Here is a 14291-nt window from a genome sequence, read left to right on the forward strand (position 1 = left end):
CATTACCTTTCTAACTTATCACCAAAAAGTTCATTTGCTCGCCAATTCATATAGTCAAAAACACCATTATTAACTTGACCATATTGTTTTGCGATTTCTCCTTTGTTTTGTAGATAAACCCAAGCACTCTCAGGCGATTTATCACCTCTTGCTGACATAAGCTCACTTATTTCAGAAACCCCAGATAATACTAACTGTGTCGTGTACCAGTGTCTGAAAATATGTGGGGAAATATTATGCTCCTGCAAAAGCTGCCCAAAAAAGACAACCTCTGCATCATCAGATTTTAAGAAGATTGGGATCATTTCGTCGCGAATAATCTTACGAAATCGTTGATAGTATACATCGTATGATAATGCTTTTCCTCGTCTGTTAAGATTTAAAGGTCCATAATCCTTCTCATACTTCTTACCTTCCAGATAAGTCATATAGTCATTATAAGTGTCTAAAAAGACCTCCAGAAAGATATAAGGTACTGCTTGAAGTCTTTCCTTTTTAATCCGTCCAGTTGGCTTTAAATCGCTTCGGAGAGGTATTTCTTTTCGTAGATCGATCTCAATCTTAAATACTTGCCCATCACTTTGGTGAAACAAAATACCTGGCCCTAGAGGACTATCTTCACGTCTTACATTGCATGCTTCTGATGGTCTTAAGCCAACAAAGGCTCCCAAGGCCACAACCATGAGTAGATCTTTATGATAGTGTGCTATGTGAGAAAATAACATCTCAAAAGCACTATTTGGCATATCACGAAAAATAGCTTTCTCAGTGTTGCTATCATTTACGTATATTTCAAAATTTGGTTCTTTACGCTTTATAACCCGTCCTCTACTATTCGTAAAAGTTGTCGTAGCATACAATTCTTCTGCTTTTAACTTAGCCTTTCCCTCTCGCTCACTTAAATAAAGAGTTAAGAAGTCAAGAACTGCATTTACGCATTTTTCAACGGTGCTTTTCTTTCTTTTTTCTCTATCTCCTGGTAACTGAGATAATCCATAAAGCGTAAAAAATTCTCTAACCATTTCAAGTGTAAGTTGATCTATACTTTTAAGTCCAGAAGTACCAAATATAAAATTTAGAAACTTAACAACGTAAGAAAAGCGTTTATTCCCATCATCTGAAATAGACTTGATTCTTGAAGTAGATTTAACATAACGATGAAAATCAGTAAATTGTAAGTTGCCGTCATCGTGCTTCAGAACGATAAATTGCTTTGTCACGATGTTGTTATCACCTAAAACTAGTGAATGTTTATATACAACAAATCTCATGTTATCTCCTTGTTTAATATGACTGAAGGTTCTGACTGGGTTTTAGGATGTCAATACACAAAAAAACGATCAAATCAGTACCATTTTCCTTTGTGCTCTAAACTGCATAAAGGGAATATCGATGAGTACTTTCATTGATCGTTATTATTATTTGAATTAATTCAATAACAAAAGTAACTTCATCTAAGTAATAAGAGCAATTAATTAGCTCAGCAACAACGATAACCACAGCAACTCCTTCTAAACAATGAAAGGAATATCCGCCGTGGCTATCTATTTACTTTTTTTCTTTTACTTTTGTAAGTTACTTTTGTTATTTTTACTTTTTCTGTATTATATCATATTTTGATTAAATTGTCATCTGAGATAGTGATTTTAAAAAAACTGGAAATTTTTTTAATTGTATATTTTGACAATAAAAAACATTTTTATATCAATTTAATGATTTTAGAGCGTTTTTAGCTTATTTGATTTTAAAGTTGTCGTCTATTCCTCAGGATTACTTGAAGAACAGGAAAAATTCGACAACAAAGTAGTCGATCTATTCAGTTATAAAACCTATGAAGGTCTTTCTGCTGGAACTGGCCACTCCTACTTTGGAGATGTAGATTATACTCTTACTTATTCAACTGAGAATATCCCTCATGATTTCTCCTCATGTGCTGAGAGCTTTCTTCTATACTAATAGACGAAAGGGTGTGAAAATGATTTTTAAATGATACTGTGGAACGGAACAGTAGCCCTAGTATTGACTACTGTCGTTTCTATTCATATTGGCTATTCTAGGACTGAGATGAAAAAATCTATAAATGCTCAGAATAAAATTGAACCCGCAAATCTCCCCAAAACAATGGTGAGTCATGTACTTGTATTATTCCGAAAAAATACACCTCTGGTGCAGTGAGACAAATTGGTGTATCTTATAGTGGCTTCGTAGATGAAAGCTATACTCTACTATCACTCTTTGATGATGTAGAACAAATTGAAAAAGATAATAGACTTCAGACAGCTATTGATGTTGTCAGAGAACAGTTTGGTTTTTTAGCCATACAAAAAGGAACCGTCCTAACTGAAGGTTCCAGAAATATTGAACGCAGTAAACTTATCGGTGGTCATTCCGCGGGTGGATTGGAGGGATTAAAATGAAACAAGAAAAAAATACAGTACAATTTTCAGAAATCCGTAGCAAAGGATGTAATGATATTGAAATGCTTGAAAGATTTTTACATGGAATCGTTGAAACAGCAACTTCAAAACTTCGTCAGAGAAAACTCAAAACAACTGAAATATCGATACGACTAGTACATGCTAAATCTGAAAACCGATTACCATTGGAATTTACATTTAGCATTAAGCCAACAAGCTCATCTGTGATAATCTATACTGAGGTAATCAATCGCTTTAAAGAATGTTACACAGGTGGGGGAATTCAAGGTTTTACGATTCAATTTGATAAAAATACCCTTGCCTCTGCATAGAAAGGATTTGATATGATTGACCGTTCATATTTACCATTTCAATCAGCAAGAGAGTACCAGGATACAAAGATGCAAAAATGGATGGGCTTTTTCCTATCTGAACATGCATCAGCACTCTCTGATGATACAAACAAAGTAACGTACATGTCTGACTTATCACTAGAGAAGAAATTATTACTCCTCAGTCAAGTATACGCCGGGCAGCTACGCACACGCATTCAAGTGATTGAAAAAAACAAGCGTGTTTCCTACACTGGAACAATACCAAGTCTGACCAAAGATTTCATTTTGATAAAAACTACAACAGGTCACATCAATTTGAAATTAAAAGACATTATTAGTATTGAACTTGTCGAGGAGGTGCTCTATGAATCAGCTTGAGTTTCAGCGTAATCACCTACAAATGGACTATTATAGCGAGAGCTACCAAGATTTTGAACGTGACTTCTACCGCTACTCTAACATGAATATTCCATTGACCTTCCTAACTGATGATATCCTAAAAACAATGGCGACTTCACGTAAGAATTACTTTGTCCTCAATAAGGAAAAGTCCAGAGATAACCGCGATCACTTCTTCATATTTGAAGTAAGTACCGTAGATGAGAATCCGCTAATCTATCATTATACATATAAGAAAACTACAATATATTTAGCAGAAAAATAGGAGCAGTTCAATTGACTGTTCCTATTTTTAATATTCATAAAATCTAAAGTCTTTATACTCTTTAACAATGGAGTCGCCAACCAGAACAGACTATACTGACCAGCGACTACCTTAAATTTAATGTTTCAGATTTATTTTCTTATCTCTAATTTCATAAACTACATCTGCTACATTTTCGAGTAATCGTTTATCGTGGGTGATAAACACGATAGTTCCGGTGTACTCCTTCATTAGTATTTCCAAAGCCTCTAAACTTGGTATGTCAAGGAAGTTACTGGGTTCATCCATTATTAGGATGTTATATCTACCCATGAGCATTTTAGCAAGCAACAATTTTATAATTTCTCCACCGCTTAAAACAGATAAACTTTTTCCAATATCGTTCTGTTTGAACCCCATAGATGCTAGCACTGAACGAATTTCTGATATATTGTAGTCACAATCCTTCTGCATAAACTCCATAACATTCTGATTACTGTTGTACTTGTAACCATTCTGTGCAAAGTAACCTATTTTTGCCTTAGGCGAAATAGAAATTCCTTCTTCATGGTTTAAGATCATTTGGATTAAAGTTGTTTTTCCGATTCCATTACCACCAGTTAACGCCACTTTTGCTCCTAACGGAATTTGAAAAGATGCATTTTCAAACAGAGCCTTATCCCCAAATACTTTATTAATTTCTGCACCGACTATAGGGTATGGATTATGGAGCTCCAATGCTTTACTTTGCCTGAAACGAATTCTGCGAATGCCTTCCGGAGCTTCTACTTTTCCTAAGGCCGCAATCCTGTGCTCTAGGGTTTTAGCAGCATTATACATCTTTTTTTCCTTACTTCCTATTGATTTTTGATGAGCTAAACGCCCTCCGTCTTCAGTACTTTTTTTCTTTGAAGAACCTTTTGCCTTCTGTTCTATTTTACGAGCCTGTTTTCGCTTTTCCTCCGCAGCCCTTTCCAATCGGGCACGTTCCGCAATAAATTGTTCGTATTCTGCAGCTTGGCTCTTACGTTCTTCCTCTTTCTGACGAAGATAATCAGAATAGTTTCCCCAATACTCAGTGATTTTGCCATCTTTCAGTTCCCATATTTTATCTACTATTTCATCAAGAAAATAGCGGTCATGGCTAATAACTAACAGTGCACCTGTAAAATATTTTAGCTGTCCTATTAGAAAATCAATTCCTTCACGGTCTAAATGGCTCGTAGGTTCATCCGCTAAAATACCATGAACCTGTGCCGATAAGGCCTGTGCTATTTTAAGCCTTGTTTCTTCACCACCGCTCATAGTCTGTATATTTAATTGCTCAACACCTAGCTTGCCTACAAGTGCAAAATCTTTTTCCTCCTGCAGAGTTACTTCGTCCAACTGGGGAATATAGGCAAGTTCACCCAGACGATTCATTTTACATCCTGGGGGAGTTAATTCTCCTAAAAGTACCCTGAGTAAAGTGCTTTTTCCAGCACCATTTGCTCCTACTAAACCAATACGGTCATAATCATATACTTCTAATTCATTTATATCTAAAACATCGCGTCCTTTGAATTCCACACGAATGTCTTTTGCTTTTAATATTAATTCCATAACATTTCCTCCTGTCTATAATCGCATGCTTTCATTTGCTTGTATGCAGGGAAAACCCTGCGATTTTAGCAGGAAGAGTTACATGAAAATAAGATACATAAATATTCCTCCAATATTGTTTATTTTAAATCTAATTTTCTAACCTCAGTTATCATTTGGCAAACTATAGCAATGCCAATAATTAAAATACCTGATAGTAAAAACCAATGATTTACACCGATTTTATCAGCAAAGAATCCAGAAAGAATTAACCCAATTGGCATAGCAAGTGACATGATACTTCCGATCAAAGAAAATACACGTCCTAAATATTCAGGCTTAATTTTCTCCTGAAAAAGAGCTGTTTGCACACCGCTATAAAATGGCACCGAAAGCCCCATTATTGCACAGCAAACTACGAATATTACAAATCCATTTGGAGGAAGTATTCCCGAAACGGCTAAACTGGTCCCCATTATAAAAAATGAACTTGTTATTAGTAATACATGCTTTTCGAAGCCCCCTAATCTTCCTAATAATAAGCCTCCTGCTAGCATCCCAAATGCAAAGGAAATTTCCGTAATAGAAATATGCACAGGCGTTCCATTAAAGTGTTCCATGCTTATTAAAGGAAATAGTGCATTGATTGGCATATAAACAAAAGTATATAGTGTTCCTAAGAGTAATAAGGCAAACAATCCTTTGTTTTGTCTCAGAACCACAACTCCTTCTTTCATCTCCCTTATGAAATTTGGTTCTAAACTTTGCACTTGATTACCCAGCTTAGGTATACGTACAATTGCTACCGTAATAGATGCAATCACAGCACCCAATACGTCGATGGCAATAATAGCATTTAAATCCCAAACGGAGTATAAGAGTGCTGCAACTGCCGGACTAACAATATAGCTTATAGACTGCAAAGACTGACTATAGCCTGCGCATTTCGTTAGCTGTTCTTCTGGTACTAAAAGTGGTGTAACCGCATTGAGTGCTGGGGTATGAAAAGCTGTTCCAATGCTACGGATAAACAATACTATCATAATCATCCAGACAGGTAGCTCCATACAGAATGCAACAATAGCAAGCACTGCACCAGCTGCTGCGATAATTAAATCGGCACCAATCATTATCTTCTTCCTATCATGACGATCCACTAGCACACCAATGGCAGGTCCCAAAATCGCATAGGGTAAAAAACCTACTAATGAAGCCATAGACAAGACCATCGCAGATCCTGTTTTTTCTGTAAGGTAAAAAATAATCGCCATTTGCAGGATGGCACTAGTGATTAATGATACTGCTTGCCCTGCCCATATTGCATAAAATTTTCGTTTCCAATTGTTGTATTTTTCCATTTATATTATCTCCTGCATATTATTTTGCTTGAATTTCTATTTTGAATAGCATTCTAGGCAATAAAAAATGCAGGCCAAACCCCACAATGTGGCTTTTGGTCTGCATACATACAATTTGGAAACATTCATATTAAAGACATAGTTAAATAAAGGTATAGTTAAATAACCAATATCCTCACCGTAACTAATGAATGCTCAATATCGTATAAATAAGCACAACAAAAAAGCCTATCATCGGGTATAGATTCTGCTTTTTTTATTGCCAGCTTATCTTAAACGCATTGAGGCTGTCATAGTTTCGGTTCCTCCTACATCTTTGTTTATATCAATTTATAGTATAACACAACAAGATGATATGTTCAATATAAAAGTTATGGAATGAGACTCATACTTCCAATTCGATGCCAGATTTAAAGGATATGACGAAGTTTTCTTCATAGACTGTAACGCTCTGGATTATCTTCCTTAGTAGCAAGCGATTAGCTTTCACAAAATCTTCTGTTTGTAGTTTTAAAAATTCATCAGGATTTTCTAACTCAACCTCAAAATATTTCATTTTACATTCCCTCATTTCATTTATTGATAAATTGAGTTTGCAAAAAAGAGTGGACAATTTTTGTCTACTCTTAACCTTTAAAATAGTTTTTTTTAATCGATTTGAAGTTGCCTAAATTATTACTTATTCGGTAAAATGAAGTATTGCTTTCAACAGATTTCCTTCAACTACACTTCACTTGATTCAAACAAGGTGGGTACATTTCTATTCCCACAAACTCCTTGTCAATGGAAACAAACACGTACCCACAGGGTAAATGGAAATAGAAACTGATAATTTCTAGCTATCACTTCTACTCATTCCAAAAATTTTCTCACTCTGATACTTACCCACCATAAAGCAAAAAGCCTTGCAATCAAGGCTTTCATTATCCCTTTCGTTCAAAGGTTTCTAAGCTTTTACGAGCAGAGCGACACACTCAGCGGTTCGCTATCTCCGTTCTGTCTGCGTGCTAGCACTTGTCAATCACGGACAGCTATCGCATGGGCGGAAGTAAATGCTAATCTTCGTCGTTTTACTCCTTGACTAGCAAACTTACCGCCTCAACATGTGGTGCTAGTATACTCCTATATTAAAGAACGAAAGTAACTGAGTTGTTGTTTAAAATTAAAATGTAGAATGAAACTATTTTATAGTTACCATTTTTCAACTTTATAGCTGATAATTGTCACTTAAAAAATTTACTTGCTAACTTGTAAACTTGTTGAGTCTCTTTACTTTTAACGTCCCAACTACCAAATTCTTCTTTAATCAACTCTTTTATTATTCAGCTTTTTTCTCAATCAAATACCAACTAGGAATGATTTGCTTCATATCATCATACCATTCTAAAATTTCCTTAGCTTGATTTTGCATTACTGATATTTCTTCAACTCCGTAAGGAACAGACCATGGAAGAGCACCAACTATGTTATTTAGAATATAGATAGCAAGAAGTTTCCAAAATAAATCTGGAACCTTATGATCAAAATATCCATCTATCATACCAGAGGCAAAAGAAGGTGAAACTTGAGCAGACCATACAATACGATTGAATTCCTCCCAAGGATCTCCAAGGTCAAATCGATCAAAGTCAATGACATAAATATTACGATCTTCACCAATCATGAAATTCCCGATATGATAATCTCCATGTTGGAAAACCTGAGGTCTATCTTTTAATAATTCTCTATTTGCATTTAAAAAATCAATAAAAATCTGACCATTCTCGTATTGAACGGGGCATTCTTTGTATTTTTTGATTTTGTCATCAATTTTACGATTAAAAAAGGGTTCCCAATCTTCACGAACTTCTGTAACAGGAAGTGAATGAATTTTTCGAAGTATACTTCCTGCTTCTACTCCGTAAGTGTATTGTTGTTCTTTCGAAACAGTTAAAATGGTTTCTCTTGCATCTTTCCCGTCTATCCATTCGTGTAAAGAATGCACTTCATCATCACAGAGTTCTATACTAATCGGTTTACACATCGGAATTCCAAGAGAAGCTACTTTCTCCATCATATCATATTCAGATTTTTTAGAATCTAACTTCTCCTTATCAGAAACACGCAAGAAATATTTTTGCTGATTTTGATCTGTCACACAATATTTTTTATCATCTGACCAGCCTTTATTTATGGCTATCTTACTAATAAAATTCATCAAGCACTCTCCGATTCACTTTCCAACACTTCTTGCAGTTTTCACTAGTAACCCATCCAGTTCGTCTACACTTTAGTTTCCAATATGTAAAAATATCTTAATAATACGCTATCTAGTTGCTTTCCCTAATAATAAAGTTAAAATGTGTCTCACCGTATCTGAAAGCTGATAAACTAAATCGATATAAAATTCAGTTGATGATTTAATAATCATATCAATTGTTTTCATACTTTCTACTTCCTAATCAACTTTCAAATATATAGCGTTTTCATTATTTTCTTATCCTATTATATCATTATTCAAAATAAAAAACTGCAACTTACTAGTTGCAGTTAAACACAGATTTTCTTCCGTTCCTACTAGAAATTTATAAGTTAACATTTAGAATTTGTTCAGTTATCAAAGTTCATTTAGCTTTCTACTATGTAAGATTCTTGCTTGATAGCGGAGTAAATTTTCTATTCTACACCAAAAGCAAAAAGGATATATTTTTAATAAATTCCATTTGAAAACAATTCCTGTTCTATTATAGTAATGGTAATTCTAACTTTACACTTGCACCATGTTTATCCGAGTTGTTTTCTAATATGATGCGTCCATTATGTAATAACATTATTTTCCAAGAATTATATAAACCTAAACCATAGTTTGTAGCTGAATGTCTACTCTTATCTCCACGGTAAAATTGCTCCGTTCCTCGTTTTAAATCCTCATTAGAAAATCCTGGGCCTTCGTCTATCACAGATATTGAAAGTATCTTATCTGTAGTCATTATTAGTAATTCAATGTTGGATTTGTCTGGTGAATATTGAATAGCATTACTAAATATATTTTGAATGACTCTTTCAAATAATTGTATATCTATCATTACATCTGAATCTTCACAATTAATAGATTTAGATATAGTACGGTCATGTATTAGTGTAATCTCTCTCGCTATTTCACTAACTCTTTCGATTATTTCTGACACCTTTACTTTTTGTAAATTCAACGAGTTTAATTTAATTGACTGATTCATCTCCATCAGAGCTTTTGTATAATCTGATATACGTGTTGAATTTTTTATAATGTACGCTACATAATCTTTTTGTTCATCAGTTAGATCAGTTACCTTTAACAATTCAGCATTACCTTGGACAATAGAAACCGGAGTTTTTAAGTCATGCATTAATGCCGATATCTGACTTCTCTTATTCTCTTCTTTAATCCAATTCTCTCTTAATGAATCACTTAAGGCTTTTTTCATTATATCAAGGCTATTTAAGACATCATTAAATTCTTTGATATTTGAACTTCCTATTTCAAAGTCTAATTCATGGTTGGCGATTTTATCTGATGCATCTAGCATTGGAGATAATTGCCTTGTTATTCGTTTTGCCCAGATTAGAGTAGCCACAAATGCACTCATTAAAAAGAAAATGATTAATAAAAATATTAATAGTAAATCTATGCTAGGGAAATATTTTTCCATCCAATCATTATTGTAGCGTGGCTCTAGTGAATAATGGATTAATACATATCCATCATTCCTTTTAAATTCTATAAATGAAGAAGATGGAGTTGAAAATCCCTCATGATTGTGAAAATTCTTAGCTTTCAGTTGAATAGCTTCATCCATATTAGTTTTTATCACTTCACCATCTGGCGATAAAAACATATAGCTAGCTCCTTTAGGTATCAATGCTTCATCAAAGTCAATTTTATTTAAAATTTTATATTTATCTTTTTGTAATAAATTTTCTGTATGGTTAGCCGGAACAATCAAACCAACACTATAAAACGCTGTAAAAGTTAATAAAGCTAGTACGATGGCACATCCTAAACCAACTCCAACAGTCATTAAGTATTTAAGAAATACTATTTTGAGCGACTGTCCTTTTCTAATTAATTCCATTTATAACCAATCCCCCAAACTGTAGAAATTGGATTTTCACCAAATTTTAAGAACTTTGCTCTAATATTTTTTACATGTTCTGATATGGCAGAAGAATCACCAATCCCATCAAATCCAAAAATCATTTCATATATTTGTTCTCTTGAAAAAACTTGTCCCTTTCTCTTTGCTAAAAGTTTAGAAATTTGATACTCAGACTTTGTCAGATGAATTTCTTCTTCCTTCACAAATACTTGATTGGAGGATAAATCAAATCTTATATTCCCTAGGTTTAAACTCGAATGTTTTTCTCTTTGTTCTCTTCTCAGATGAGCTTCTACCCTTGCTAACAATTCACCAACACCAAATGGTTTGGTAATATAGTCATCTCCTCCACTTAATAAGCCATCTACTATATCCGTTTCCATTGCTTTTGCAGTTAAAAAGATAATCGGACAATCCACTTTGCTACGTATATTTTTACAATAGCTGATTCCATCAACCTCTGGCATCATTACATCAAGTAATATTAAGTCATATTTCCCCAAACTATTTTCATCAATATCTACCGTGGTTTGGTAAATATCAACAATATGATCTCCTTTTATTAAAATATTCTTGATTAGAGTCAGCATATCTAATTCATCATCTATAGCAAGAATTCTTGCCATACCAAACCACCTCCATATTTATAAATATTTTATTATTATTATACCATATTCCATTTACAAATACATTTAGAGCTATTATTCACTGATTGACTTTCCACCCCACCTATTGAACCATAATAAAGAGCCAGTAAAAATGACTACTGTAATAGGTATTGCTACATAGCCCCACATGGTAAACTCTTTAATTAAATATGAGCTATCAGCCAATTCACTTCCAACAATATATGTTGCAGATAATCTCGATGCCCAAGTACAAGGTAAATAATACCAGATATTTTCACCTAAATTGGTTATTGAAAGTAAAGCAATCAACGTTTCCACAAATCCCAATCCAATAGATGCACCACCACCTAACATAAGTGATACGCATAAATGAATCATATATGTAGATAAACATCCTATAAAAACTAATAATAATTCAATTAACCAAGCCATAGTCGCTTGATTACCAAATAGCATTGCAAATATAAAAACTGCTAAACTTATAGAAAATAGAAAACTCAATAAGAGCATTATAAGTTTTCCGCCATAAGCCTTGCTTCTGGATTTTGTAGTTGATAGAATCACTTGAAATCGTCCAGCACTTGCTTCCATGTCAACAACCTTAGATGTGATAGCACCAAATATTATTGGTAAGATAGCACCTAAAAGCACAAAATAATTCAGTATGATATCCATATCAGAAAAATTTTTTAGACTTGTAAATGTTGCTGCTCCATAAAATATTAGTGCATATAAAACAGGTAAGATAAAGTGAGCCCAGGGAATCCATGTATGCTTCAATTTATAAAACTCTGATTTTAATATTTTCATCATTACTTCACCTCTTGCTTAGAAAACCATTTTGCAGTAATGAAAGTCAATAATGTAAACAAACATATTGATAAAATACAAGGAACAAGTAAGGATGTGTTTAAAATCATTGGATCTGATACTTCTGTTGGGATACCGTTCGGTAAAATACGCATAACGGGTACCATCAATCTAATCCCCCAAGAATAAGGGCAATAAATCCACATAGAACCGTCAGCTAACAAAATTCCTAACACAAGACCTAATACAGCGTTTACTACAATGCTTGCTATAAACCCAAACTTTTTAGCCAGGAAAAAACAAAATGGAACTTGCCATATGTTAGTTATAACCAATAATACACTTGCGAATAATAATGTCGTGAATGCATAGTTTCCTGTTAATTGTTCTCCAATGAAAAATTGAAAAACAAATACTCCTAGCATATGCAAAATAGCAGTTATACTTAGATAAATTGAAGCTGTTAATATTTTTGAAATCCATATCGTTTTTAAATCAATATTGAGTGGAAAAATTGCTCGGTAGTTTAATTTTCTCTCTTCTTTTCTATGCATCATTGCTGGTATTAAAGCGAAAGTTGCTGGCATAATCATCACATACCACCAATTATATGCATTTACACTAAAATATAATGGCATTAATACAAACGCAACAAGTAAAGATATAATTGGTGCAATAAATAATATCTTCAACAAAAAACTGTGTTTGTGTTTCAAAGTTTCTGCAAAAATATAATTTTTCATTAATCTATACTCTCTTTCCATTCTTTACAACATCCATAAAAAGTTCTTCTAAATTTTCATTATGATCAATGATGTTTTGATATTTTAATTCTCCATCATGAATAATTCCTATGTGATCTGCAGTATGTTCTACTTCTGCCAGAATATGGCTTGATAAAATCACTGTTATCCCTTTTTCAGGAAAACTACGTATCAAATCACGTAATTCTTGAATTCCTAATGGATCTAATCCGTTTGTCGGTTCATCTAGTATCAATAGTTTAGGATTATTTAATAAAGCAATTGCAATACCTAATCTTTGTTTCATCCCCAAAGAAAATTGACCGCTTTTCTTTTTTCCGGTATTTTTTAAATCTACAATTTCTAAAACTTCATCAATTCTTGCTTCAGGCAATCCAAGTAATAATGTTCTAACTTTAAGATTTTCTCTTGCACTTAAATTTTCGTATAAGGGTGGCATCTCGATTAAAGCACCAATATCTGATAAATCATTTCTACTCCATTCATGTCCTTCAAACATAATTTCACCTGACGTCTTGTGTAACATACCTGTAATCATCTTTAATGTCGTAGATTTACCTGCACCATTAGGTCCTAGTAATCCATATACTGAATTTTCCTCAATTTTTAATGACACATTATTTACAGCTTTTTGTTTTCCAAAAACTTTTGTTAGCTCATTTGTTTCTAAAATATATTTGTTCATATTTTATTCCTCCTTTAATCTTGTAAATAGTATAAAAAATAATTTTAAGGATTCTGTAAGGAAAAAATATTTTTAAAAAGTAGCAAGAAAATTCTAATATATTAAATGTTTTGCATTTTTTTCTTTAGTCTTTTATGCCATATTTCATATACTTCATAAATAAAAAAGGCAGAACCAGAGTTCTGCCATAAATAACCATTATTTATCTTACAACTTCAATCTCCACCTTACTCTAAATCAAATTTTAAGGAATTGAAGTATTCTCTTTTTAATCCTATAGATATGCCTATTCTGTTCGAGTTTCAGCTAAATATATTCTCCATTCAGCTAATTCTTCAGGCAAATCATAAACAGTTTTTCCATTACATTCATAGATTTCAGAGATTCCTGGTGAGGTCTTAGAAAAAGTTTTCCAAGCTGTCACTAGTTCTTCTACAAATTGAATATTATGAGGTTCAAAAAAGTCATTAAATTTCGATAGTTCTTTACTATAAATTGTCACAACATTATAGCTATCAAGCATGATCTCATCATGACTTTTATGCCCACCAAATCCAAACTTACTTAGTCCATCATTAACAAGCAAATCACCGTATCTAATCAACAGTTCTAGGCATTCCTCTCTTGAACAACCATCAATATAATAAACATCCTTATGGGATTCCTTGATAATATTCTTTGCTATTACTTTTTCTCTATCAATACTGACAGGCAATTCCAAAATAAAAAACAAGGGCTCGTCATGAATCGCAATAAAGTGTTGAAAAACCTCTAATATTTTTTCTGAGTGTACATTCGCCATCAAATGATGTTCAGTTAACTTTGTAAATGATTCAAACAGGTTTTCTACCAAGGTAACTCGGTGACCTTTTACTAAATTCAACATTATGCGTCCTCCAGAGTATTTAGACAATATCCACATTTATAATTACATTATACCATTAAACCCCTAAA

15 protein-coding genes are annotated in these 14291 nt (G+C 33.3%); 4 read left to right on the forward strand and 11 right to left on the reverse strand.

Annotated elements, in window-relative coordinates:
* Positions 1–2 precede the first annotated feature (2 nt).
* Positions 3–1271 carry a site-specific integrase gene (locus AC3E7H_RS06270; RefSeq protein ID WP_490676264.1) on the reverse strand — a complete coding sequence of 423 codons (1269 nt, stop codon included), beginning with the start codon at positions 1269–1271 and terminating at the stop codon, positions 3–5.
* Between the two features lie 900 nt (positions 1272–2171).
* Between AC3E7H_RS06270 and AC3E7H_RS06275 the strand changes: the two genes are divergently transcribed.
* Genes AC3E7H_RS06275 through AC3E7H_RS06290 form a run of 4 tightly spaced genes read left to right on the forward strand, consistent with a single transcriptional unit; the run spans position 2172 to position 3416 of the window.
* Positions 2172–2417 carry a hypothetical protein gene (locus tag AC3E7H_RS06275; RefSeq protein WP_001813542.1) on the forward strand — a complete coding sequence of 82 codons (246 nt, stop codon included), beginning with the start codon at positions 2172–2174 and terminating at the stop codon, positions 2415–2417.
* On the forward strand, positions 2414–2749 hold the full coding sequence (locus AC3E7H_RS06280) for a DinB/UmuC family translesion DNA polymerase (protein WP_000806926.1): 336 nt from the start codon (positions 2414–2416) through the stop codon (positions 2747–2749). The genes AC3E7H_RS06275 and AC3E7H_RS06280 overlap by 4 nt, the downstream gene beginning before the upstream one ends.
* 12 nt (positions 2750–2761) lie before the next feature.
* The gene (locus AC3E7H_RS06285) at positions 2762–3130 is read left to right on the forward strand and encodes a hypothetical protein (protein ID WP_000567222.1); all 369 of its coding nucleotides are present in this window, start codon (positions 2762–2764) and stop codon (positions 3128–3130) included.
* Positions 3117–3416, forward strand: coding sequence for a DUF5960 family protein (locus AC3E7H_RS06290; protein WP_001072467.1), 300 nt, complete (start codon positions 3117–3119; stop codon positions 3414–3416). The genes AC3E7H_RS06285 and AC3E7H_RS06290 overlap by 14 nt, the downstream gene beginning before the upstream one ends.
* Before the next feature lie 117 nt (positions 3417–3533).
* Here AC3E7H_RS06290 and msr(D) read toward each other — a convergent pair whose 3' ends face one another.
* The 10 genes from msr(D) to AC3E7H_RS06340 form a co-directional block, all read right to left on the reverse strand.
* Positions 3534–4997, reverse strand: a complete 1464-nt coding sequence (gene msr(D) / locus AC3E7H_RS06295) for an ABC-F type ribosomal protection protein Msr(D) (RefSeq protein ID WP_000420313.1) — start codon at positions 4995–4997, stop codon at positions 3534–3536.
* A gap of 119 nt (positions 4998–5116) precedes the next feature.
* On the reverse strand, positions 5117–6334 hold the full coding sequence (gene mef(A) / locus AC3E7H_RS06300; protein WP_000417519.1) for a macrolide efflux MFS transporter Mef(A): 1218 nt from the start codon (positions 6332–6334) through the stop codon (positions 5117–5119).
* Positions 6335–6719: 385 nt separating this feature from the next.
* Complete coding sequence (locus AC3E7H_RS06305) at positions 6720–6890, reverse strand: hypothetical protein (protein WP_000873143.1); 171 nt, start codon at positions 6888–6890, stop codon at positions 6720–6722.
* A gap of 762 nt (positions 6891–7652) precedes the next feature.
* Positions 7653–8531 carry an aminoglycoside phosphotransferase family protein gene (locus AC3E7H_RS06310; RefSeq protein ID WP_004252845.1) on the reverse strand — a complete coding sequence of 293 codons (879 nt, stop codon included), beginning with the start codon at positions 8529–8531 and terminating at the stop codon, positions 7653–7655.
* A gap of 526 nt (positions 8532–9057) precedes the next feature.
* Positions 9058–10425 (reverse strand): sensor histidine kinase, encoded by a 1368-nt coding sequence (locus AC3E7H_RS06315; protein WP_023918143.1) that lies wholly within the window; start codon positions 10423–10425, stop codon positions 9058–9060.
* Positions 10416–11075 (reverse strand): response regulator transcription factor, encoded by a 660-nt coding sequence (locus tag AC3E7H_RS06320; protein WP_004252839.1) that lies wholly within the window; start codon positions 11073–11075, stop codon positions 10416–10418. The genes AC3E7H_RS06315 and AC3E7H_RS06320 overlap by 10 nt, the downstream gene beginning before the upstream one ends.
* Positions 11076–11150: 75 nt before the next feature.
* Entirely contained in the window at positions 11151–11891 is a 741-nt protein-coding gene (pcfG, locus tag AC3E7H_RS06325; protein ID WP_049517878.1) for a lantibiotic protection ABC transporter permease PcfG, read from the reverse strand.
* A complete protein-coding gene (gene pcfE, locus AC3E7H_RS06330) occupies positions 11891–12631 on the reverse strand; it encodes a lantibiotic protection ABC transporter permease PcfE (protein ID WP_004252835.1) in 741 nt (246 codons plus the stop codon). The genes pcfG and pcfE overlap by 1 nt, the downstream gene beginning before the upstream one ends.
* A 4-nt stretch (positions 12632–12635) precedes the next feature.
* Entirely contained in the window at positions 12636–13337 is a 702-nt protein-coding gene (gene pcfF, locus AC3E7H_RS06335; RefSeq protein ID WP_004252834.1) for a lantibiotic protection ABC transporter ATP-binding protein PcfF, read from the reverse strand.
* 286 nt (positions 13338–13623) lie between these two features.
* Positions 13624–14223, reverse strand: coding sequence for a hypothetical protein (locus AC3E7H_RS06340; RefSeq protein WP_004252832.1), 600 nt, complete (start codon positions 14221–14223; stop codon positions 13624–13626).
* Positions 14224–14291: the final 68 nt, after the last annotated feature.

The organism is Streptococcus sp. SCPM-O-B-15304 (M98) (assembly GCF_058200215.1).

Coding starts and splice junctions, on each gene's coding strand:
- AC3E7H_RS06315 (WP_023918143.1), bottom strand. CDS start 10,425: ATGGAATTAATTAGAAAAGGACAGTCGCTCAAAATAGTATTTCTTAAA.
- AC3E7H_RS06270 (WP_490676264.1), bottom strand. CDS start 1,271: ATGAGATTTGTTGTATATAAACATTCACTAGTTTTAGGTGATAACAAC.
- AC3E7H_RS06310 (WP_004252845.1), bottom strand. CDS start 8,531: ATGAATTTTATTAGTAAGATAGCCATAAATAAAGGCTGGTCAGATGAT.
- AC3E7H_RS06320 (WP_004252839.1), bottom strand. CDS start 11,075: ATGGCAAGAATTCTTGCTATAGATGATGAATTAGATATGCTGACTCTA.
- AC3E7H_RS06285 (WP_000567222.1), top strand. CDS start 2,762: ATGATTGACCGTTCATATTTACCATTTCAATCAGCAAGAGAGTACCAG.
- pcfG (WP_049517878.1), bottom strand. CDS start 11,891: ATGATGAAAATATTAAAATCAGAGTTTTATAAATTGAAGCATACATGG.
- AC3E7H_RS06340 (WP_004252832.1), bottom strand. CDS start 14,223: ATGTTGAATTTAGTAAAAGGTCACCGAGTTACCTTGGTAGAAAACCTG.
- AC3E7H_RS06305 (WP_000873143.1), bottom strand. CDS start 6,890: ATGAAATATTTTGAGGTTGAGTTAGAAAATCCTGATGAATTTTTAAAA.
- AC3E7H_RS06280 (WP_000806926.1), top strand. CDS start 2,414: ATGAAACAAGAAAAAAATACAGTACAATTTTCAGAAATCCGTAGCAAA.
- AC3E7H_RS06290 (WP_001072467.1), top strand. CDS start 3,117: ATGAATCAGCTTGAGTTTCAGCGTAATCACCTACAAATGGACTATTAT.
- pcfF (WP_004252834.1), bottom strand. CDS start 13,337: ATGAACAAATATATTTTAGAAACAAATGAGCTAACAAAAGTTTTTGGA.
- pcfE (WP_004252835.1), bottom strand. CDS start 12,631: ATGAAAAATTATATTTTTGCAGAAACTTTGAAACACAAACACAGTTTT.